The organism is Leclercia sp. LSNIH8 (genome assembly GCF_002920195.1).
In the GTDB taxonomy this organism is placed as follows: Bacteria; Pseudomonadota; Gammaproteobacteria; order Enterobacterales; family Enterobacteriaceae; genus Enterobacter.
Genome location: NZ_PQJY01000001.1, coordinates 767,293 through 784,798, shown reverse-complemented (window position 1 = coordinate 784,798; position 17,506 = coordinate 767,293). Strand labels below are relative to the sequence as shown.

The 17,506-nt window shown below is 54.8% G+C and carries 23 protein-coding genes; 15 read left to right on the top strand and 8 right to left on the bottom strand.

Annotated features, from left to right (window positions below; translation table 11 throughout):
* Positions 1-51 precede the first annotated feature (51 nt).
* Positions 52-618 carry a TetR/AcrR family transcriptional regulator gene (locus C3406_RS03825; RefSeq protein WP_103823649.1) on the bottom strand — a complete coding sequence of 189 codons (567 nt, stop codon included), beginning with the start codon at positions 616-618 and terminating at the stop codon, positions 52-54.
* A gap of 56 nt (positions 619-674) precedes the next feature.
* Complete coding sequence (locus C3406_RS03820; protein ID WP_103823648.1) at positions 675-1,250, bottom strand: CGNR zinc finger domain-containing protein; 576 nt, start codon at positions 1,248-1,250, stop codon at positions 675-677.
* A gap of 92 nt (positions 1,251-1,342) precedes the next feature.
* Between C3406_RS03820 and C3406_RS03815 the strand changes: the two genes are divergently transcribed.
* From C3406_RS03815 to C3406_RS26715, 3 genes are read left to right on the top strand one after another with little or no spacing between them, the layout of a single operon-like run.
* Positions 1,343-2,275, top strand: a complete 933-nt coding sequence (locus C3406_RS03815; RefSeq protein WP_103823647.1) for an alpha/beta fold hydrolase — start codon at positions 1,343-1,345, stop codon at positions 2,273-2,275.
* A gap of 25 nt (positions 2,276-2,300) precedes the next feature.
* The gene (locus C3406_RS26720) at positions 2,301-2,525 is read left to right on the top strand and encodes a VOC family protein (protein ID WP_255410188.1); all 225 of its coding nucleotides are present in this window, start codon (positions 2,301-2,303) and stop codon (positions 2,523-2,525) included.
* A 20-nt stretch (positions 2,526-2,545) separates the two neighbouring features.
* Positions 2,546-2,692: a hypothetical protein gene (locus C3406_RS26715; protein WP_255410187.1), complete on the top strand. Its 147-nt coding sequence runs from the start codon at positions 2,546-2,548 to the stop codon at positions 2,690-2,692.
* A 203-nt stretch (positions 2,693-2,895) separates the two neighbouring features.
* Here the strand turns inward: C3406_RS26715 and C3406_RS03805 are convergent, their stop codons facing one another.
* The 3 genes from C3406_RS03805 to C3406_RS03795 are packed head-to-tail and all read right to left on the bottom strand — an operon-like array spanning position 2,896 to position 4,095.
* Entirely contained in the window at positions 2,896-3,402 is a 507-nt protein-coding gene (locus C3406_RS03805) for a DUF4865 family protein (RefSeq protein WP_103823646.1), read from the bottom strand.
* The gene (locus tag C3406_RS03800; RefSeq protein ID WP_103823645.1) at positions 3,399-3,788 is read right to left on the bottom strand and encodes a tautomerase family protein; all 390 of its coding nucleotides are present in this window, start codon (positions 3,786-3,788) and stop codon (positions 3,399-3,401) included. The genes C3406_RS03805 and C3406_RS03800 overlap by 4 nt, the downstream gene beginning before the upstream one ends.
* 4 nt (positions 3,789-3,792) lie before the next feature.
* Positions 3,793-4,095: a carboxymuconolactone decarboxylase family protein gene (locus tag C3406_RS03795; protein WP_103823644.1), complete on the bottom strand. Its 303-nt coding sequence runs from the start codon at positions 4,093-4,095 to the stop codon at positions 3,793-3,795.
* 100 nt (positions 4,096-4,195) lie between these two features.
* Between C3406_RS03795 and C3406_RS03790 the strand changes: the two genes are divergently transcribed.
* On the top strand, positions 4,196-5,077 hold the full coding sequence (locus tag C3406_RS03790) for a LysR substrate-binding domain-containing protein (RefSeq protein ID WP_103823643.1): 882 nt from the start codon (positions 4,196-4,198) through the stop codon (positions 5,075-5,077).
* 94 nt (positions 5,078-5,171) lie between these two features.
* Positions 5,172-6,848, top strand: coding sequence for a 2-isopropylmalate synthase (gene leuA, locus C3406_RS03785; protein ID WP_103823642.1), 1,677 nt, complete (start codon positions 5,172-5,174; stop codon positions 6,846-6,848).
* Here leuA and C3406_RS03780 read toward each other — a convergent pair.
* The 3 genes from C3406_RS03780 to C3406_RS03770 form a co-directional block, all read right to left on the bottom strand.
* Positions 6,800-7,594 (bottom strand): AraC family transcriptional regulator, encoded by a 795-nt coding sequence (locus C3406_RS03780; protein WP_103823641.1) that lies wholly within the window; start codon positions 7,592-7,594, stop codon positions 6,800-6,802. The genes leuA and C3406_RS03780 overlap by 49 nt on opposite strands.
* A gap of 3 nt (positions 7,595-7,597) precedes the next feature.
* Positions 7,598-8,185, bottom strand: coding sequence for a YcxB family protein (locus C3406_RS03775; RefSeq protein WP_233210531.1), 588 nt, complete (start codon positions 8,183-8,185; stop codon positions 7,598-7,600).
* 82 nt (positions 8,186-8,267) lie between these two features.
* A complete protein-coding gene (locus C3406_RS03770; protein ID WP_103823640.1) occupies positions 8,268-8,624 on the bottom strand; it encodes a hypothetical protein in 357 nt (118 codons plus the stop codon).
* 217 nt (positions 8,625-8,841) lie between these two features.
* Here C3406_RS03770 and C3406_RS03765 point away from each other — a divergent pair, with 217 nt between their 5' ends.
* The 10 genes from C3406_RS03765 (at position 8,842) to C3406_RS03720 (ending at position 17,485) form a co-directional block, all read left to right on the top strand.
* Positions 8,842-9,510: a helix-turn-helix transcriptional regulator gene (locus tag C3406_RS03765; protein ID WP_103823639.1), complete on the top strand. Its 669-nt coding sequence runs from the start codon at positions 8,842-8,844 to the stop codon at positions 9,508-9,510.
* The gene (locus tag C3406_RS03760) at positions 9,500-10,303 is read left to right on the top strand and encodes a PhzF family phenazine biosynthesis protein (RefSeq protein WP_103823638.1); all 804 of its coding nucleotides are present in this window, start codon (positions 9,500-9,502) and stop codon (positions 10,301-10,303) included. Before C3406_RS03765 ends, C3406_RS03760 begins: the two co-directional genes overlap by 11 nt.
* A 121-nt stretch (positions 10,304-10,424) precedes the next feature.
* Positions 10,425-10,763: a DMT family transporter gene (locus tag C3406_RS03755; protein WP_103823637.1), complete on the top strand. Its 339-nt coding sequence runs from the start codon at positions 10,425-10,427 to the stop codon at positions 10,761-10,763.
* Between the two features lie 14 nt (positions 10,764-10,777).
* Positions 10,778-11,101, top strand: coding sequence for a DMT family transporter (locus C3406_RS03750; RefSeq protein WP_103823636.1), 324 nt, complete (start codon positions 10,778-10,780; stop codon positions 11,099-11,101).
* 12 nt (positions 11,102-11,113) lie between these two features.
* Positions 11,114-13,495: a choline trimethylamine-lyase gene (cutC, locus tag C3406_RS03745; RefSeq protein WP_103823635.1), complete on the top strand. Its 2,382-nt coding sequence runs from the start codon at positions 11,114-11,116 to the stop codon at positions 13,493-13,495.
* Positions 13,458-14,417 carry a glycyl-radical enzyme activating protein gene (locus tag C3406_RS03740; protein WP_103823634.1) on the top strand — a complete coding sequence of 320 codons (960 nt, stop codon included), beginning with the start codon at positions 13,458-13,460 and terminating at the stop codon, positions 14,415-14,417. Before cutC ends, C3406_RS03740 begins: the two co-directional genes overlap by 38 nt.
* 191 nt (positions 14,418-14,608) lie before the next feature.
* Positions 14,609-14,827 (top strand): YgdI/YgdR family lipoprotein, encoded by a 219-nt coding sequence (locus tag C3406_RS03735; RefSeq protein WP_103178994.1) that lies wholly within the window; start codon positions 14,609-14,611, stop codon positions 14,825-14,827.
* A 75-nt stretch (positions 14,828-14,902) separates the two neighbouring features.
* Positions 14,903-15,127: a hypothetical protein gene (locus C3406_RS03730; protein WP_103823633.1), complete on the top strand. Its 225-nt coding sequence runs from the start codon at positions 14,903-14,905 to the stop codon at positions 15,125-15,127.
* A gap of 174 nt (positions 15,128-15,301) precedes the next feature.
* Positions 15,302-16,186, top strand: coding sequence for an SDR family oxidoreductase (locus tag C3406_RS03725; protein WP_103823632.1), 885 nt, complete (start codon positions 15,302-15,304; stop codon positions 16,184-16,186).
* Between the two features lie 288 nt (positions 16,187-16,474).
* Positions 16,475-17,485: a hypothetical protein gene (locus C3406_RS03720; RefSeq protein ID WP_103823631.1), complete on the top strand. Its 1,011-nt coding sequence runs from the start codon at positions 16,475-16,477 to the stop codon at positions 17,483-17,485.
* Positions 17,486-17,506 lie beyond the last annotated feature (21 nt).

The following is a 17,506-nucleotide window of genomic DNA, read 5'->3' as shown; positions in this document are numbered from 1 at the left end:
AGGATGAATTATTTCTGTTTCATTGTCTGTGCCTCTGAGTTCAGGTCTCGTTTACGAGACCTGTTTCAGTAACAATTGAGCAATATCTTTTGCATCATCGGCGGCGCTGTAATCGCCCATGACGCGTGATACGGTTATAGCGCCTTCAACCAATAACAGCAATTGCCTTGCCAGGGCTGAAGCGTGCTCAATATTCAGTTGCCCGGTCAACTCCAGGGCATAATCCAGTATTTTCTGTTTATGCAGTCTGGCAATCTGGCGAATGGGATCGGCACTGTCCCCCACTTCCCCGGCGGTATTGATGAATGCACACCCGCGGTATCCTTCCGACTCAAACCAGCCTTTAAGCACGGTGAACATATTCAGGATACGTTCTTGCGGTGTATCCCCTTTGTCGCACTCGCTTCTGAACCATTCCATCCAGCGGACATCCCGCGCGTTCAGCGCAGCAGCCGCCACTTCGTCTTTATTCGCGAAATAGCGATAGATGCTTTTCCGGGCCACACCTGAGGTCTTCACCAGAAGGTCCATACCGGTGGCATGGATGCCGTTCTGGTAAATGAGTTCTTCAGCGGACGCGAGGATTTTTTCTCGTGTGTCAGTCGTATTTTTGTTCATAGGTTAATGGTAGAACGATCGTTCTCCTCAGTCAATTCTCTTTTCGTCCAGAATCGCTACGAATTTTTCCTGTTCCGGAATGCCGCTACCTTCATGCGATTGCCGCACGTCGCCATACTGCACCAGCGGCGGCGATGGGATTTACTCAAATCATGAAACAGCAAAATACAGTTATGCGCTTCACATTGCCGCACGTATTCAAACTTATCGTCAGAGATGAGTTTCACCAACGCATCCGCAACAGGCCAGAGCAGGCCTGCGGGGCTGAGCATCTCCGGCCGAACAGTAATCCGGTATCGCTGCGTCTCTTCGTCCCACTGCAGAGTCGTCTCAGGACGCCCCACCTGGAGTATGTGGTTAATCACCGTCAGGTCAGCCGCAACGGACTTCATCGCGGCATGCACGACTGCCCTGGCGGCATCGCGCAGCTGCCGGGCTTCCGCCACGAGCCCATCAGGAGCCTTAGTACCTTTCGGCACAAGCCCCGCGATCACCAGCCAGTCGATGACGCGGGTATCGTCTTCAAAACAGTCGTGCCGTTCATCCCCTGTCCCGTATTCACTGTTAATAAAATCCAGCGCAAGGTTGTCAGCCAGGAAGAGGGGCTGAGAAGAAGATTGTTTAAATTCCATACCGCTCCGTAACTTATAAAATCATTTTGACAGGTTACCAAATTTACATGTAACCTTCAAATAGCCACTTTAAAGGTTACATGAGGCTTATCATGATCTCTTCCACTACGGATTTATCTGCTCCCGCTACGCCGGTGCATTACCGCTATAAACAGGCAGGTGATGTTAACGTTTTCTACCGTGAGGCCGGCGATCCGGCATCGCCTGTATTGTTGTTACTTCACGGCTTCGCGGGCTCATCATTTATGTTTCGGGATCTTTTTGCCCAGCTGGCGGATCGTTATCACTTAATCGCGCCAGATTTGCCGGCCTTCGGTTTTACCGAGGCGCCAGCGCACGGTGAATACGCTTATACCTTTGACCAGCTCGCGGAAACCATTGACCGGTTTACCGAAGCACTTAATCTCAACCGCTATGCGCTGTTGGTTCATGACTACGGTGCCCCTGTCGGATGGCGGCTGGCATTAGCCCATCCGGAGCGTGTGACAGCGCTTATTTCCCAGAATGGCAATGCCTACGAAGAGGGCCTGGGCGAGGCCTGGGAACCCATTCAGAGATACTGGCGCGAGCCCACGTCTGAAAACCGGCATGCGCTGCGTGAGTTTCCGACCCCGGCTTCAATCAAATGGCAGTATCTGGAAGGTGTTGCCGATCAAAGCCTGGTTTCACCCGATGGCTATTCCCTTGAAGGAATGCAGGTATTACGGCCTGGTAATGCCGAGATTCAGCTTGACCTGTTACTGGATTACGCCTCAAACGTGAAGATGTATCCTCTGTTTCAGCACTATTTTCGTCAGCATCAGCCCCCGTTATTGGCTGTGTGGGGTAAACACGATCCCTTTTTCATGGCGGCGGGCGCTGAAGCCTGGAAACGCGATCTGCCAGACGCGGAAATCCGCTTCTACGACACGGGCCACTTTGCCCTTGAAACGCACGCCAGAGAGATAGGGTCTGATATTCGGGACTTCCTTGACCGCCACATCCGCCAGACGTCTTTACCGATGGGTGATGTAAACGTTGACTAAAACACTTTCTCTGGAGAACACAACGATGGCTGTTACTGCTGGTGTGCAGCATATCGGCTTAGCCGTATCTAAGCTTGAAGAAAGCGCTGCGTTTTTTACCAATATATTGGGCTGGGAGGAAGTGAAACGACGTGAAGATTATCCCGCCATCTTCGTAAGAGATGATGCGCTGACCATCACGCTATGGAAAACACAAACCGATGAGCCCATTACATTTATCGTAAAACCAATGTCGGACTTCATCACTTAGCTTTACGGGTCGAAAATAAAGTGGATCTGTTCAGGCTTGTTGACCTGTTAAAGGCGAATCAGATTGAAATCGAATTTGAACCCACTTTAATCCGGGAGGGGCCATCACTGCATATGATGTGTTACGAACCGAGCGGCATCAGAATCGAATTCTATTATCCTGGATAGATGGGCATTGCTTGAAGCTTTTAAGGCCGCTCCATCCTGGGCAAATCCCATATGTAACCGGCATTTTGCCCTTCCAGCGTCCAGCGCCTTAGCATCTATTCTTTTATGTCCATCCGAAATAGAGAGCCTTGAAAGGAAAAAACAGGTGCCCGGTTCGCCGGACACCTTGTATCAAGAGTTAAGCCTGATCAACGGTGGGGGACTTAACCCATGTCCTCACTCGCCACATACGCAACCCGATAATTCTCCTTGCCCTCCTGCGGCGTCTCGCCAAAATTTACCTGCAACAGTTGCCAGCGGCTGACATCCCACCCGCAAAGCGGAGCGTCCAGTTGCAGTGCCGACAGGTCGCTGTGCGCGGGGATCGTCTTACGAGCAATCGACAGCCAGGCGGCACTTTTCACCTCTGCCACAGCCGGCAGGCGCAGCGCCAGCCAGGTGTCGATCTGCGGCCAGCCAAAATCCTGTGTCAGCCTGCGAAAGCCGGGGCTCTGTAAAAACTGCGTCATCGCGGCGACACTCTCCCAGACGTAGAGCGGTGCATAGCGGTTTTCCACGCTAAAATCGGCATCGCGTCTGGCAACAAGGAAGGCCTTAAACAGCAGGCCGGGAAAGCCATTCAGTTTCGCACCATGCTCCGCGATGCGCCGTTCAATAATGGTCATATTGTAGTCGGCTGGCAGCGTGAAGCGATACTGCATAACGATCATAACCCCTCCTCTGACAGCATCTGTCCCCGACTAAAGCTCCACTCTTCGGCGGTATTGAACTGGATCATCACCATCACGTCATCCGGGTGAATAGCCAGCGTCCTGTGCAGCTCTTCACAGAGCCGGCGGCAGAGATTTCGCTTTTGCGCAGCGGTGCGGGGCTTGCCCGCCAGGATGTGAAACTGAATAAACTTGTCGCTGCGCCCGCCGCTTTTATAGTGGCGATCGAATAGATGCCGCCTGGCCGGGATCTCCTCAAAAATCTGGAAGCGGTCCCCCGGCGGAACCGCGAATTCCGCCTCCAGGCTCTGCTGGAGGAGGTCGGAGATCCGTGCTATCTGCGCGTCGCTGTACCCCGGCCGCAGGGAGATACGAGTAAAAGGCATTGGGTTACCCCTCTTCCAGGCAGCCGAGAGCGGAGACCGCCGCAGGCCAGCCGGCGTAGAACGCCAGATGGGTGAACACTTCGGTAATCTCCTCCCGGGTCAGGCCATTTTGCTGGGCGAAGTCGATATGCCAGGGCAGTTGCTGCACCCGCCCCAGCGCCGTCAGCGCGCCCAGGGTGATAAGGCTGCGATCGCGTGGGGAGAGCGCGTCGCGTTTCCAGATGTCATTGAACAGCACCTCCCTGCTCAGCTCGGCCAGTTTCGGCGCGACGCGACTCAGGGTTTCAGAAGTAAGGGATGTGGCCATGATGTTCTCTCCGCATTGACAGTAAGGCGATTCTGGCCCCATAGTTTCATCCTGAAAATCAAATTATATTTGCACCACCATCCCGTATTTCAGGACGTTTATGAACAAGCTCCCTCCGACGCTCGACCTTGATGCGCTGCGCAGTTTTGTCACCGGCATTGAGTGCGGCAGCTTTGCCCTGGCCGCCACCCATCTCTGCCGCTCCACCTCGGCGGTGAGCGCCCAGCTCAAAAAGCTGGAGCAGCAGTGCGGCGCAGAGCTGGTGATGAAAAAGGGCCGAGGCCTGACGCTGACCCGCAACGGAGAGATCGTCATGAGCTACGCCCGCCGCATGCTGGCGCTGAATGACGAGGTGCAGTTCGCGCTAAAAGGCGAGCTGCTGCAGGCGGAGATCCGCATCGGCATGCAGGAGGATTTTGGTGAGTCGCTGATGCCGGGCATCCTGGGCGAATTCAGACGCCACCATCCGGGAGTGCGGATCGTTGCCAGAGTGGATCGCAACCGGGCGCTGCTCAATGCCTTTGATGATCACGCCCTGGATATGGTGCTGCTGTGGCAGAACGAGAGTGAGCCACGCAAAGGACGGTCGATCGGCCAGAGCCAGATGGTGTGGATCCAGCCCCCGGAGATGGAGATCCGTTCCCTGCTGGCCCGGGGCGAGCCCCTGCCGCTGGTGATGTTCGACACCCCCTGCCTGATGCGCGCCCACGCCATCGACTGCCTGAACCGGGCAGGCATCCCCTGGCGGGTGGTCTTTGTCAGCCACAGCCTGAGCGGGATCTGGGCGGCGGTGCAGGCCGGGCTCGGCGTAACGCTGCGGACCCGGATCGGGATGCCTGCCAACCTGCGGGTGGCGGGAAGCGTCCTACCCACGCCGGGCAGGCTGGGGATCACCCTCGAGCAGCACGGCAGCGAGGCAGAGCCACGGGCGCAGACCCTGCTGGCGCAACTGATGGAGCAGGCTCTGCTCGGAGTGAAATAAATGGCGGTTCCTCGCCACAGGTTGTCAGTTATGCGCCAGTGCCCTGCCCCGTTCTTCGCCAGGATAAAAACAGAACATCACCTGGAGAACCCCTATGTTGCGCAACCCTTCGCAAAAGTACGTGGCCTATGCCCCCATTTCGTTACCCGACCGCCAGTGGCCGGATAAGATGTTGACCCACGCCCCGCGCTGGCTTTCAACCGACCTGCGTGACGGCAACCAGGCGCTGGCGGAACCGATGGATATCTCCCGCAAGCTGCGCTTCTGGGAGCAACTGCTCAAATGCGGCTTCAAGGAGATTGAGGTGGCGTTCCCCTCCGCCTCCGAAACGGACTTTCAGTTTGTCCGCCAGCTGATTGAGGAGCAGCGCATCCCGGATGATGTCACCATTCAGGTGCTTACCCAGGCCCGCAGCGATCTGATTGAGCGCACCTTTGCTTCCCTCGATGGGGCAAAACGCGCCACGGTGCATCTCTATAACGCCACTGCGCCGCTGTTCCGCCAGCTGGTCTTTCGCCAGAGCCAGGAGGAGATTGTGCAGCTGGCGGTCAGCGCCACGCGGCAGATACGCGCGCTGTGCGAGGCCAACCCGCAGACGCGCTGGACCTATGAGTATTCGCCGGAAACCTTCTGCTTTACTGAACCGGAGTTTGCCCTGCATATCTGTGAGGCGGTGGCGGATGTCTGGGAACCCTCTGCCGAACGGCCGATGATCGTCAACCTGCCTGCCACGGTGGAGGTCAACACCCCCAACGTCTATGCCGATCAGATCGAGTATTTCTGCCGCCACTTCTCCCGTCGGAGCGAGGTCTGCATCAGCGTCCATCCCCATAACGATCGCGGCAGCGGCGTTGCCAGCGCCGAGCTCGCCCTGCTGGCGGGTGCCGACCGGGTGGAAGGTTGCCTGTTCGGTAACGGGGAGCGCACCGGGAACGTCTGTCTGGTGACCCTGGCGATGAACCTCTACAGCCAGGGGATTTCGCCGAAGCTCGATTTCAGCGATATGAAGCAGGTGGTGGAACTTGTGGAGCAGTGCAACCAGCTGCCGGTGCATCCCCGCCATCCTTACGCCGGTAAGCTGGCCTTTACCGCCTTCTCTGGCTCGCATCAGGACGCCATCAAAAAGGGGTTTCACGCCCGGGAACAGTCCGCCTCCCCGCGCTGGGAGATGCCCTATCTTCCGGTGGACCCGGAAGATATCGGCTGTAGCTATGAGGCGGTGATCCGCGTGAACAGCCAGTCCGGCAAAAGCGGCGCGGCGTGGATGCTGGAGCAAAATCATGGCCTGGCGCTGCCCCGGGCCCTGCAACAGGACTTTAGCCGCCACGTTCAGGCGCACACCGATCGGGAAGGTACCGAGATGACGCTGAGTGCGTTGTGGCAGCTTTATCGCGAGCTGTACGGGCCACATCAGCACGCCCCGCGGCAGCTGCTGGATTACCGCACCGAAAGCCAGGCCGACGGCGGGCTGCTGCTGTGGGCCCGCGTCCAGACCGCCGACGGGATTGTGATCCTGGAGGGGAACGGCAACGGCCTGCTCTCTGCCGCCGCCAGTGCGATAAAAGCCAGTTTTCATCTGGCCTTCGCCATTGAGGATTATCACGAGCATACCCTCGGGAGGTGTAGCGAAAGCCGCTCGGCGGCCTATATCCGCTGCAGCTTTAAGCAGGGTGGGAGCCGCTGGGGAACGGGCATCGACAACGATGTTTCCCGGGCGTCGCTTCAGGCCTTGCTGAATGCGTTGCCGGAGAGCGCCTCGGGCGGGAAGTAGTCGCTCGGCGCCACGCCGAGCGTGCGACGGAACATGGCGCTAAAGGCGCTGTGACTCTCATAACCGAGGTCCAGCGCCACCCGCAGCACCGATTGCCCCTGCGCGAGGCGGTTCAGCGCCTCCATCAGCCGCGCCCGGCGCAACCATTCGCTGAATGCCAGCCCGGTCTGCTGGCGAAAGTGCCGCAGCAGGGTGCGTTCACTGATATTGAGCGTTTTTGCTGCCAGCGCCGTCGTCCATTTTGTTCCCGGCTCGGCCTGGATCTGGCGGCACAGGGCCAGCAGCGCGGGGGCCTGGGGTTCCGGCAGGTTAAACGGCAGCACACCGATCCCCCTGATTTCATCAAGGATCAGCTCGTAAATGCGCTCCGCCCGGCTGCCCGCGGCGTAGCTTTCCGGTAGTTGCAGCGAGGCGACGATCAGCTCGCGCAGCAGGGTGGAGATTTGCACAACCTGGCAGACCGAGGGTAAATCCGCCCGGGCGAAGGGATCAATAAAGAGCGTCCGGGCCGCCACGTCACCGGTGATCAGCAGCCGGTGCTGCGTCCCGGCAGGCAGCCAGACGCCTCGCCCCGGCGGTACAATCCAGATCCCCTGCCCGGTCTCTACCCGCACCACTCCGCTGAGGGTATGCAGAAGCTGGGCGCAGGTATGGCTGTGCCAGGGCTCCGTTTCGCCATGGGTGTAATCATGGGCGAAAGGCACCAGCGGGCGGGTGGCGAAGCTGAACTGCTGTTGGGTTGTCATCGATTATCTATTTTGCGCTAACTGCGCGTTGATAAAGTCAAACACCTCTGCGGCTTCGTTTGCTGAGGCAAATACTCTCTCGGGTATCACCACACAATTATCACTGCGCATATGGATAAAAATAAAACCCCCTTTCCTGTAGCTTTCCTTCACTTTTTCCCAATAGATTTTAACGCTGGCGGTGTTAGTGATATTTTCAATAAAGAAGCGGTTGAGCTTCACTTTCTGTAAAGTCTCCTCGTCTTCCTGCTCAGCCTGTTGCTGCTTTTGCATGACCTTATTCATGACCACATCATAGAGTTTGAACAGCGCCAACGCGACGCCAAACAGCACGAGCAGCGCGATACTGAACATTTTTGTTCTGGCGAGAAAATCACCGTCGGGGGCGGTTTGCAGGCTTAACTGCAACAGGGTGATAAAATTAAATAAGGCCGCCACAGCTAAAACAGAGACCGCAGCCTTATGAATGAGAAAAAGAGAACCGTAAGGTTTGAGGTGTTCTTTTTTATGATCGTTGATGAGCTTGCCAGCGTTAGTACGCTCCAGGGCTGATAATGAATAATCCACAACGATTCTGTTTTTTCTTATCATGCCTCTCCCTCTTATTTAGCGCCTGATTGTTTTTTTTATCCTAACATATTGCCCCATCAGGATGGCCTTTCCCCTCAGCCTATTACCGTCTTACACAGGGTTGCATGATGCCATCCAGAGTGCGGAGATCTGTTTTTGCCCCGGCAATGAGCGTGATACTGATCTCTTCTGACCCGCGTACATGGTACATATCTACCTGAGCGATCCGCTGCTGCGCTTTGTTGATATCAAAAAAGTTAGGGGTATCCGCCTCAGGATAAATCACCTCAACGCCATAGCCCTCTGCCGACAAGGCATCGCGCAGACAGTGGTAGCGCCCCACCAGCCCCGGGTGAGAAGAGACCGAATAGACCTGATACACCGTCGCATCACCAAAGGGATGGATAACACTGCACGCCGTCAGGATACCCGCTAACGCTATAAGTCCAATGATTTTCATACTTGTTCCCACTTTTCAGAGGCTCCCGGCTGGAAAGCCCGCCATCAGTGGCAGTGAATTCACCCCTGAAAAAACCACAAATCAACTTTTTGTTGATAATTAAACATTATGAGTATAATTTAAGACTGCCAGCCCATCCCTCCCCTGCAGAGGCGATGGTTCGCGTGGCAAATGGTAAACTCGTGGCCCTGACAATGACCCAGACGAAGGAAAAATGATGAAGTCAGAATATGCAGAACAAATTAAGCTGATTTCCGGGCCACTGGAAGCTGCCATGGATGCGCTGGCGGGTACGCTCTCCGCCAATCAGGAAGCCGTTTTACACAATCTCACCACGCCCGAATGCTCGATCGTCAAAATCATTAACGGGCACGTCAGCGGCAGACGTCAAGGCGACCACCTGTTATCTGGCCCCGAGAAAGATAAGGGATTTGCCCTGTTGCTCAGTAAAAACGAGGGCCGTAAATCGTTGACGGTTAAAGATTATAAAACCGTGACTGCCTCGGAGAAGATCCTCAACAGCGCCTCCACCATCTACTACAGCGATGACGGCCATCCGCTGATGGCTTTCTGCATGAATGTCGACACCTCACCGTATGAACACATTCGCAAAAGTCTCGACATCATCATGGCCACCGCGCCTGCCGAAACGGATGCAGCCGATCTCAACCTGGGTGGCCTTGTTGAGCAATCAATTCAGGAAATTATTGAAAAATATACCGTTACCGGAAAGAAAATTCAGAAAACGCAACGTCTTAAAATCGTTGCGGAGATGCGCGATAAAGGCATTTTTAAAATGAGGGGGGGCGTGCAACACGCGGCCCAGGCGCTGGGTGTGACACGCTATACGGTTTATAACGATCTTGAGGTGATGAATGAAAAATAGCTATTCGCAACGCATTCCTTTTTACCAGGTGGATGCTTTCTCTCAGGGCCCGTTTACGGGTAATCCCGCAGCGGTTTGTCTGCTGGAAGCGTGGCCAGAGGATGCGCTGTTACAGCGTATAGCCAGCGAGAATAATCTCTCCGAAACGGCGTTTGTCGTTAAGCAGGGGCATGATTACGCCCTTCGCTGGTTTACCCCTGCCGTTGAAGTCGACCTTTGCGGTCATGCGACGCTTGCTGCAGCCAGTGTCCTTCTGCGTCGCGAAGAGACGGGCAAGACGGTGCGTTTTTTCACCCGCAGCGGTGAGTTGACCGTTACCTCTGATAACGGAAAATTCACGATGGACTTTCCCCTCGTCACCCCCCGCAGGATTGCGGCCCCGGACGGGCTTTTGTCAGCGCTTGGCATCGTTGCCGGGGCGACTGAAATCTGGCAGGCCTCCGATCTGATCGTGGTCATGGATGACGAAACGCAACTTGATGGCTTAACGCCAGATTTCACCGCCCTGGCGAAATTCAACACCCGCGGCGTGGTAGTAACGGCGCCTTCTCGTCAGTTTGATTTCCGCTCCCGCTGGTTTGGGCCCCAGGTGGGCGTCAATGAAGATCCCGTTACCGGCTCTGCGCATACCTTTCTGGCCCCGCTGTGGAGCGACAAGCTGGCGAAAAAAACGCTCCATGCCCAACAGGGCGGCAGCCGTAAAGGAGAATTGATCTGCCATATTAACGATACGGGCCGCGTGGCGCTGACGGGCGAAGCCTGTCTGGTCATTGAGGGGGTATTTATTATTTAAACAGACCTGTTTTACAGTATTCATTTAATTCACCGAGAATAGAATAAGCGGATTAAATTCTGACCGGCATCCTGTTACCTGAACCAAACACTATTGGTGACTTATAACCAAGGATAATCTAATGACTTTAACCAGATGCGTTACTGCGCTTATTGCTGCCGTATCTATTGAAATCGTCGCGACAACATTATTATCGCTTTCTGACAGTTTTAAAATTATCTCCGTTGGTGTACTGGCCATTATCTGTTATGGCGTAAGCTATTATTTTTTATCTCTCGCCCTGAGGAGGATTCATATAGGTGTGGCCTATGCTATCTGGTCTGCCGTCGGGATCATAAGTATTACCTTTATACAAACCCGTTACTTTGATTTCACCCTGGCACAGGATTCGTGGATAGGTGTGGGTATGGTTATTATTGGCACATTAATTCTCAATCTTGCTATCAAACAAAAAAGATAACAGTGTGGTTTTAAATGGTGAATATTTTATTTGGCTTTTTCTGGCTTTTTATTTCCGTCTCAATGGAAGTGATTGCCACCTTAATGCTGCCGCAAACCAATACATTCAAAAATACGCTGATAACGGTTCTCTGCCTGATTTGTTACGCGACATCCTTTTTTGCCCTGTCGATGCTAATGGGCTGGATTTCACCGATTGTCGCCTATGCCGCCTGGTCAGGAACCGGCATTGTGATGATTTCACTCCTGAGCAGCATCTTTTATCAACTGCGCAGCAGCGCCCTGGAAAAGGTGGGGATCGGCTGCATCGTCGCCGGACTCATCGTGATTGCGTTTTAAAGGATCGACAGTATGAATAGCAAACCCCTTCCACCGCGTGTGGAACGGCTACGCGACGCCTTTTTGCAGGCGAAGCCCTTTATTTCTGCCCATCGTGCCCTTAGCGTCACCCGGGTTTATCAGGCCAATCCGGGAATGGATAATATTCTGCTCAGGGCGTTAGCGTTTCGTCATGCCTGCGAGAACGCGCCTTTATATGTCGCCGAAAACGAGCTTATCGTCAGCCACCCTGCCGGCGGCGCGCGCGGGGGTGAAGTTTCGCCGGAAATAAGCTGGCGCTGGGTGGCCAACGAGCTGGATAACCTCCCTTTCCGGGCCCAGGATCCCTACCAGATTGACGACGAGACGAAACGTATCCTGCGGGAAGAGGTGTTTCCTTACTGGCAAGGCCGCTCACTGGATGAGATGGCGGAGACGCAGCTAAAAACCGTCGGGCTGTGGGAGTGGTGTCATGACGATGCGATATGCGACGTCACGATTAAAACACAAAACGGCGGCGGTGACGCTTGCCCGGGCTACGACAATATTCTGCTGACCAAAGGGATAAAGGGAATACGGGATGAGGCAGCCGCGCACCTGGCCGCCCTCGATCCCGCCACCTCCGACGGCATCGAGGCGTTTAATTTTTATACCGCCGTGCAGCACACCTGTGACGGCGTGATGGCTTACACCCGGCGCTATGCGCGTTATCTGCGCCAGCTGGCCGGGGCCGAGCCCCGCCCCCTTCGCCGGAAAGAACTGCTGCATATTGCCACGATTTGCGAGCGTGTCCCTGAACATCCTCCGCAGCATTTTTACGATGCCCTGCAGGCTATCTGGTTTGTGCATTCGCTGTTTATGCTGGAAGAGAATCAGACCGGGATCTCCCTTGGCCGCGTCGATCAATATCTCTGGCCGTTGCTGGAACGCGATCTCAGTGACGGAACCTTAACACATGCCCAGGCTGAAGAGCTGCTTTGCTGCTGGCTGATTAAGATGGCGGAAACCCTGTGGATTTGCAGCGAATCGACGGCGATGTATTTCGCCGGGTATCAGCCCTTTATCAACCTCGTGGTCGGCGGGCAGAAGCGTGAAGGCGGCGATGCCACCAATCCGCTCACGCTGCTCATTATGGACTGCTCCGCGCGATTAAAAATTTATCAGCCGGGCCTCGCCGTGCGAATTCACAATCAGTCGCCGCAGTCGTTTATGCGCAAGGTGGTGGATGTGGTGCGCAGCGGAATGGGGTTCCCGGCATGCCATTTCGATGATGCGCATATTCGCATGATGCTGCATAAAGGGTTCAGCTATGAAGATGCCCGTGACTACTGTCTGATGGGCTGCGTCGAGCCGCAGAAAGCGGGGAAAATGTACCAGTGGACCTCGGTGGGTTATACCACCTTCACCGCAGCGATCGAGATGGCCCTGCATAACGGCCGCTCGCGCGCCGGGAAGCAGACAGGCCCCCGCACCGGCGAGGTATCGCAGTTCCACTGCTATGAAGATGTCAAACGTGCGGTTATGGCCCAGTTATCCGCTATGGTCAGAAAGGCCGCGCAGGTCACGCTCATCGTGCAGAAACTGCATGCGGCTCATGCCAGAAAACCGCTGATGTCGAGCCTCATCGAGGGCTGTATGGCAACCGCGAAGGATGTCACCCAGGGCGGCGCGTTTCTGAATGCGGGGCCGGGACTTATCTGGACGGGGCTTGCCGACTTCGTGAACTCTCTGATGGTCATCAGGACGCTGGTATTTGAAACCTCCCGCTTCACGCTGCAACAGATTGTTGACGCGCTCGACCATAATTTTGTCGGTTATGAGGCGCTCCTTACTGCATGTCTGCGGGTGCCGAAATACGGTAACGACATTGCCGCCGTGGATGAGATTGCCCGCGAAAGCGTGCACTTTCTGGAAAAGGAGCATCGTCAGTACCGGATGCTGTATGCACCTTTTGCATTCGGCACGCTCTCCATCTCGAACAATACGCCGTTCGGGCTAATAACCGGCGCCCTTCCATCCGGTCGCCTTGCGGGCAAGCCGCTGGCGGATGGAATAAGCCCGGCCCAGCAGACGGATTATCTGGGCCCCACCGCGATCATCAACTCGGTCAGCCGAATCAATGTCGAAGAGATGGATATCGGCATGGTCCATAACATCAAGCTTATGTACGGCATGCTGGAAACGCCGGAAGGGCAAAACAGCCTTATCCATCTGCTGCGGACAGCCAGTATCCTGGGAAATGCCCAGTTGCAGTTCAGCTACCTGGATGATGAAACGCTGCTGAAGGCGCAGCAAAATCCGGAGGAGTACCGCAACCTGATGATCCGTGTCGCAGGATACAGCGCCTTTTTCGTTGAATTAAGTAAAGAGGTGCAGGATGAGATCATCAGCCGAACCACTCAACGTCGCTTCTGAGCCGACATCCGGCTGGATAACACATATTCAGCGGTTTTCGCTGCATGACGGACCGGGGATCCGCAGCGTTGTGTTTCTGAAAGGCTGCCAGATGCGCTGCCGCTGGTGCGCCAACCCGGAAGGACTCAACCCCGGCAGCGAGATCTTCTGGCATGCTGAGCGCTGTCTTCACTGCGGAAAATGTGCCCTGCACTGCCCGGCCGGCGTACATCGTTGGGTGGACGGTGTGCACACGCTTGATCGCTCGCGTCAGTGCCAGGGTTGCAGGCGATGCGAAGAGAGCTGCCCGGCTGGTGCACTTAATGTGACAGGGGAAAAACTGACCTCAGAGGCCGTTTTTCACCGCGTCATGGCGGATGAGACCTGGTTTCGTCAATCCGGGGGCGGCATCACTCTCAGCGGGGGTGAAGTCTGTACCCAGCCCGATTTTGCCACACAACTCATCCAACGAATTAGCGCAGAGGATATTCACACGGCAATTGAAACCGCCGGGTACGCCCCGTGGCGCGCCGTTCAACAGATCGCATCGGTTTGCGATCTGATTCTCTATGACCTGAAAAGCGCCGATGACGAGCAGCATAAACGCTATACCGGGGTGAGTAATAAGATCATCCTGCGTAACCTTGAAAGATTATTGCAGGGAGATCGACAGATTATTATCCGTATCCCGGTGATTCCAGACTTTAACGATAGTCCCGAACAGGCTGAAAAATTGTTAATGCTGATACATTCCCTGACCTGGCATCGCCCCGCGTTCAAATTTATCGAATTACTGCCCTACCATCGTTTTGGCACCGGGAAATATGCCTTACTTAATAAGGCCTACGAATGGAATGACTCTGCTGCAAAAGTAGAAAACTTCTTACAACATACCCACAAATATAACCTGCCGGTAAGGGTTTCAGGGGTAATGGTGGGCTAACGAAAAGAGGCAATCATGTTAAATAAACCAGAGAAGCGTGCTGACAAAAATACTTCGGCTCTCGAACGACGCGTCGTTATCGGTACGCTCTTTTTCATGTTCGTGATTTATGCTGCACTGCTTCTGACGCAATTTAACTAGCGTGCAGCATCATTGTGCCTGTGACAGGCTTGAGTAAATAAGGAGTTGTAATGAAGAAAGTTGTGGCTGTAATAAGCCTGGTGCTATTGAGCCTCACCGTCGCCGGATGTTCAAGCGATTATGTTTTACAGAAGAAAAATGGTGAGATGATTATTACTCACGGAAAACCCGAAGTTGATGATGATAATGGCCTCATTACTTATGAAGATATCGCGGGAAATGAACATGCGATCAACCGGGATCAGATTATCCAGATGATAGAGAAATAAGGTAGCACAGCGGGCAGAGGGTCGGCGGAAACTCTGCCCTGCTTGCATGCTCGTTCAAGAGAGAGGCTAAAGAGGATGAAGAAGATCTTATTTCCCCTCCTCCTTTCAGGCGCGTTGATTATTCATGGCGATTCAGGCGCACTCTGGCAACTTCGCTCGGGCAGCCAAAAGCCGATCCTCCCGGAAGCGAATAAGGTCGTAGTCGATCCGGCAAAAATCAACGCCACACGCAGAGGCTCACCCAAAAAACATCTCAGACGCTTCATTTCCGGTATTACCCGTAAACAACAGCACAAATAATCTCCTCCGCCCTCACGCTTGCGGCCCAAAAGGGGGCGCGTGTTTAATGACCTTACAAAGTGAAGATAAAATCAAAAATATATCCAGAAGAAGAATAATCTGAATTATCCCTTCCAGAAAGGTGCGTTCCGTCACAGTGGCTACGCTTTAAATTCATTGATAAAGGAGGTCGGGATGACATCAGGAAACACCACTTCAAAAAACTACCCACAACCCCCGTTTGTGGAACAGCCGCAGCAAACGCCCGGACTGGCGTCAGAGATGAAGCCAATCCCCGATCATGGCGAGACGAGTTATACCGGCTCGGGCAGACTTTCTGGCAAAAAAGCGCTGATTACCGGCGGCGATTCCGGGATTGGTCGCGCGGTGGCGATTGCCTACGCCCGTGAAGGTGCGGACGTGGCCATTGGCTATCTGCCGGAAGAGGAGTCCGATGCCGCAGCCGTTATTGCCCTGATTCAGGCGGAAGGACGCAAAGCCGTTGCGATCCCGGGTGATATTCGGGTGGAGTCGTTCTGTGAGACGCTGGTTGAGCGCGCGGTGACGGAGCTGGGTGGACTCGATATTTTAGTCAACAATGCGGGCAGACAGCAGTTCTGCGAATCCATTGAAGATCTGACCACCGCCGCTTTCGACGCGACCTTCAAAACCAACGTTTATGCCCCCTTCTGGATCACCCGCGCCGCCCTGCGTCATCTGTCGGAAGGCGCGGTGATTATTAATACCTCTTCGGTTCAGGCCTTTAAGCCCAGCGAAATCCTGCTGGATTACGCCCAGACCAAAGCCTGTAACGTGGCATTTACCAAATCCCTGGCAAAACAGCTTGGGCCGAAAGGCATCCGCGTGAATGCCGTGGCGCCGGGCCCTTACTGGACGCCATTGCAGTCAAGCGGCGGACAGCCGCAGGAGAAGGTGCAGCAGTTCGGGGGAGATACCCCGCTGGGCAGACCGGGTCAGCCCGTGGAGATTGCGCCGCTGTATGTTCTGCTGGCATCTGAAGATTGTTCGTATGCCTCCGGTCAGGTCTGGTGCTCAGACGGCGGTACCGGCGTAGTCTAATTCTGTTGCCTTTATTTTGACGCGCCTGACGACAACAAGGCTAATTATAAAATCCGTTATCCGAAGCGGTAACGGATTTTTAAAGCTGAAAAGCCGTCCGGCGCAAAATTATCAACTATTCTTAGATCGTTGATTTTTGTTTTTTATTTCGGTCAGTTTTACAGCCTTCCTCGTTATAAATGACATCATCCGGTCCCTGAAGGGCTTAAACGTTCAAGTTGATAATGTTTCCTGTTTTTCAATCAGTTCCTGGTTCCGAACGCAAAGATTAATTAAAGGACAACAGCTATGACTCACATTCATGAACACGCCACGGTTAACACTACGTATCCCGATTCGCGGCTGCCCCTGCCTGCGACAAACAGCAGCGCCGTATCATGGGGTGCCATCTTTGCCGGCGCGGCGGCAGCGGCCTCCCTGTCGTTGATTTTGCTTATGCTGGGCACCGGGCTGGGTCTGACAACGATTTCGCCTTGGGAAAACCGCGGGCTCGACGCCGGTACGGTGGGTATCGCAGCCATCGCCTGGCTGACGTTCACACAAATTGTGGCGTCAGGCATGGGCGGCTATTTAGCCGGGCGCCTGCGTACCAAATGGGTCGATACCCGTACCGATGAAGTGTACTTCCGCGATACTGCCCACGGTTTTTTAACCTGGGCTGTCGCGGCACTGGTTTCTGCGGCGCTGTTTACAAGCACCGTGGGCGCACTGATTGGCGGCGGCGCTAAAGTCGTGGGTACCGTTGCTGGCGGGGCTGCGACGGCCACGGCAGCTGGCGCGGCGGGTATGGCGAACAGTTCGTCTGAGGCACCGGGTTCATCCATGGACTATTTTGTGAATTCGATGTTCAGGGCCAGTAACCCTGCCACACCGGCACCGGCCGCACCAGCAAACGGTGCCACCGATCCTGCTGACCCAACCGCTGCACCTGCGCCTGCTCCCGCCACGCCAGCCGCACCTGCTGAGCCATTAACGCCTGCGCAGGTAAGTGAAGTGACCGGTATTTTTGCCAATAGCATCACCACCGGTACCTTACCGCAGGAAGATCGTCAGTATGTTGCCCAGCTGATTGCACAAAAGACGGGTATCAGTCAGCAAGAAGCTGAACAGCGTGTACAAACCACCTATGACAAAGCCCAGGCTAAATTAAAAGAAACGAAGGAGAAAGCGCAGCAAGCTGCTGATGCCGCACGTAAAACCACAAGCTATCTGATGCTCTGGACATTTATTGCGCTGCTGGCCGGTGCTTTCGTTGCCAGCCTGTGTGCGACCTTCGGTGGTCGTCAACGTGATTTATAATTCTTAATTAAGCAGGAGGTT

What these genes read in the sequence shown, in the direction of transcription:
- C3406_RS03825 (WP_103823649.1), bottom strand. Translation starts at nt 618, where the DNA reads ATGAACAAAAATACGACTGACACACGAGAAAAAATCCTCGCGTCCGCT.
- C3406_RS03820 (WP_103823648.1), bottom strand. Translation starts at nt 1,250, where the DNA reads ATGGAATTTAAACAATCTTCTTCTCAGCCCCTCTTCCTGGCTGACAAC.
- C3406_RS03815 (WP_103823647.1), top strand. Translation starts at nt 1,343, where the DNA reads ATGATCTCTTCCACTACGGATTTATCTGCTCCCGCTACGCCGGTGCAT.
- C3406_RS26720 (WP_255410188.1), top strand. Translation starts at nt 2,301, where the DNA reads ATGGCTGTTACTGCTGGTGTGCAGCATATCGGCTTAGCCGTATCTAAG.
- C3406_RS03805 (WP_103823646.1), bottom strand. Translation starts at nt 3,402, where the DNA reads ATGATCGTTATGCAGTATCGCTTCACGCTGCCAGCCGACTACAATATG.
- C3406_RS03800 (WP_103823645.1), bottom strand. Translation starts at nt 3,788, where the DNA reads ATGCCTTTTACTCGTATCTCCCTGCGGCCGGGGTACAGCGACGCGCAG.
- C3406_RS03795 (WP_103823644.1), bottom strand. Translation starts at nt 4,095, where the DNA reads ATGGCCACATCCCTTACTTCTGAAACCCTGAGTCGCGTCGCGCCGAAA.
- C3406_RS03790 (WP_103823643.1), top strand. Translation starts at nt 4,196, where the DNA reads ATGAACAAGCTCCCTCCGACGCTCGACCTTGATGCGCTGCGCAGTTTT.
- leuA (WP_103823642.1), top strand. Translation starts at nt 5,172, where the DNA reads ATGTTGCGCAACCCTTCGCAAAAGTACGTGGCCTATGCCCCCATTTCG.
- C3406_RS03780 (WP_103823641.1), bottom strand. Translation starts at nt 7,594, where the DNA reads ATGACAACCCAACAGCAGTTCAGCTTCGCCACCCGCCCGCTGGTGCCT.
- C3406_RS03775 (WP_233210531.1), bottom strand. Translation starts at nt 8,185, where the DNA reads ATGATAAGAAAAAACAGAATCGTTGTGGATTATTCATTATCAGCCCTG.
- C3406_RS03770 (WP_103823640.1), bottom strand. Translation starts at nt 8,624, where the DNA reads ATGAAAATCATTGGACTTATAGCGTTAGCGGGTATCCTGACGGCGTGC.
- C3406_RS03765 (WP_103823639.1), top strand. Translation starts at nt 8,842, where the DNA reads ATGAAGTCAGAATATGCAGAACAAATTAAGCTGATTTCCGGGCCACTG.
- C3406_RS03760 (WP_103823638.1), top strand. Translation starts at nt 9,500, where the DNA reads ATGAAAAATAGCTATTCGCAACGCATTCCTTTTTACCAGGTGGATGCT.
- C3406_RS03755 (WP_103823637.1), top strand. Translation starts at nt 10,425, where the DNA reads ATGACTTTAACCAGATGCGTTACTGCGCTTATTGCTGCCGTATCTATT.
- C3406_RS03750 (WP_103823636.1), top strand. Translation starts at nt 10,778, where the DNA reads ATGGTGAATATTTTATTTGGCTTTTTCTGGCTTTTTATTTCCGTCTCA.
- cutC (WP_103823635.1), top strand. Translation starts at nt 11,114, where the DNA reads ATGAATAGCAAACCCCTTCCACCGCGTGTGGAACGGCTACGCGACGCC.
- C3406_RS03740 (WP_103823634.1), top strand. Translation starts at nt 13,458, where the DNA reads ATGAGATCATCAGCCGAACCACTCAACGTCGCTTCTGAGCCGACATCC.
- C3406_RS03735 (WP_103178994.1), top strand. Translation starts at nt 14,609, where the DNA reads ATGAAGAAAGTTGTGGCTGTAATAAGCCTGGTGCTATTGAGCCTCACC.
- C3406_RS03730 (WP_103823633.1), top strand. Translation starts at nt 14,903, where the DNA reads ATGAAGAAGATCTTATTTCCCCTCCTCCTTTCAGGCGCGTTGATTATT.
- C3406_RS03725 (WP_103823632.1), top strand. Translation starts at nt 15,302, where the DNA reads ATGACATCAGGAAACACCACTTCAAAAAACTACCCACAACCCCCGTTT.
- C3406_RS03720 (WP_103823631.1), top strand. Translation starts at nt 16,475, where the DNA reads ATGACTCACATTCATGAACACGCCACGGTTAACACTACGTATCCCGAT.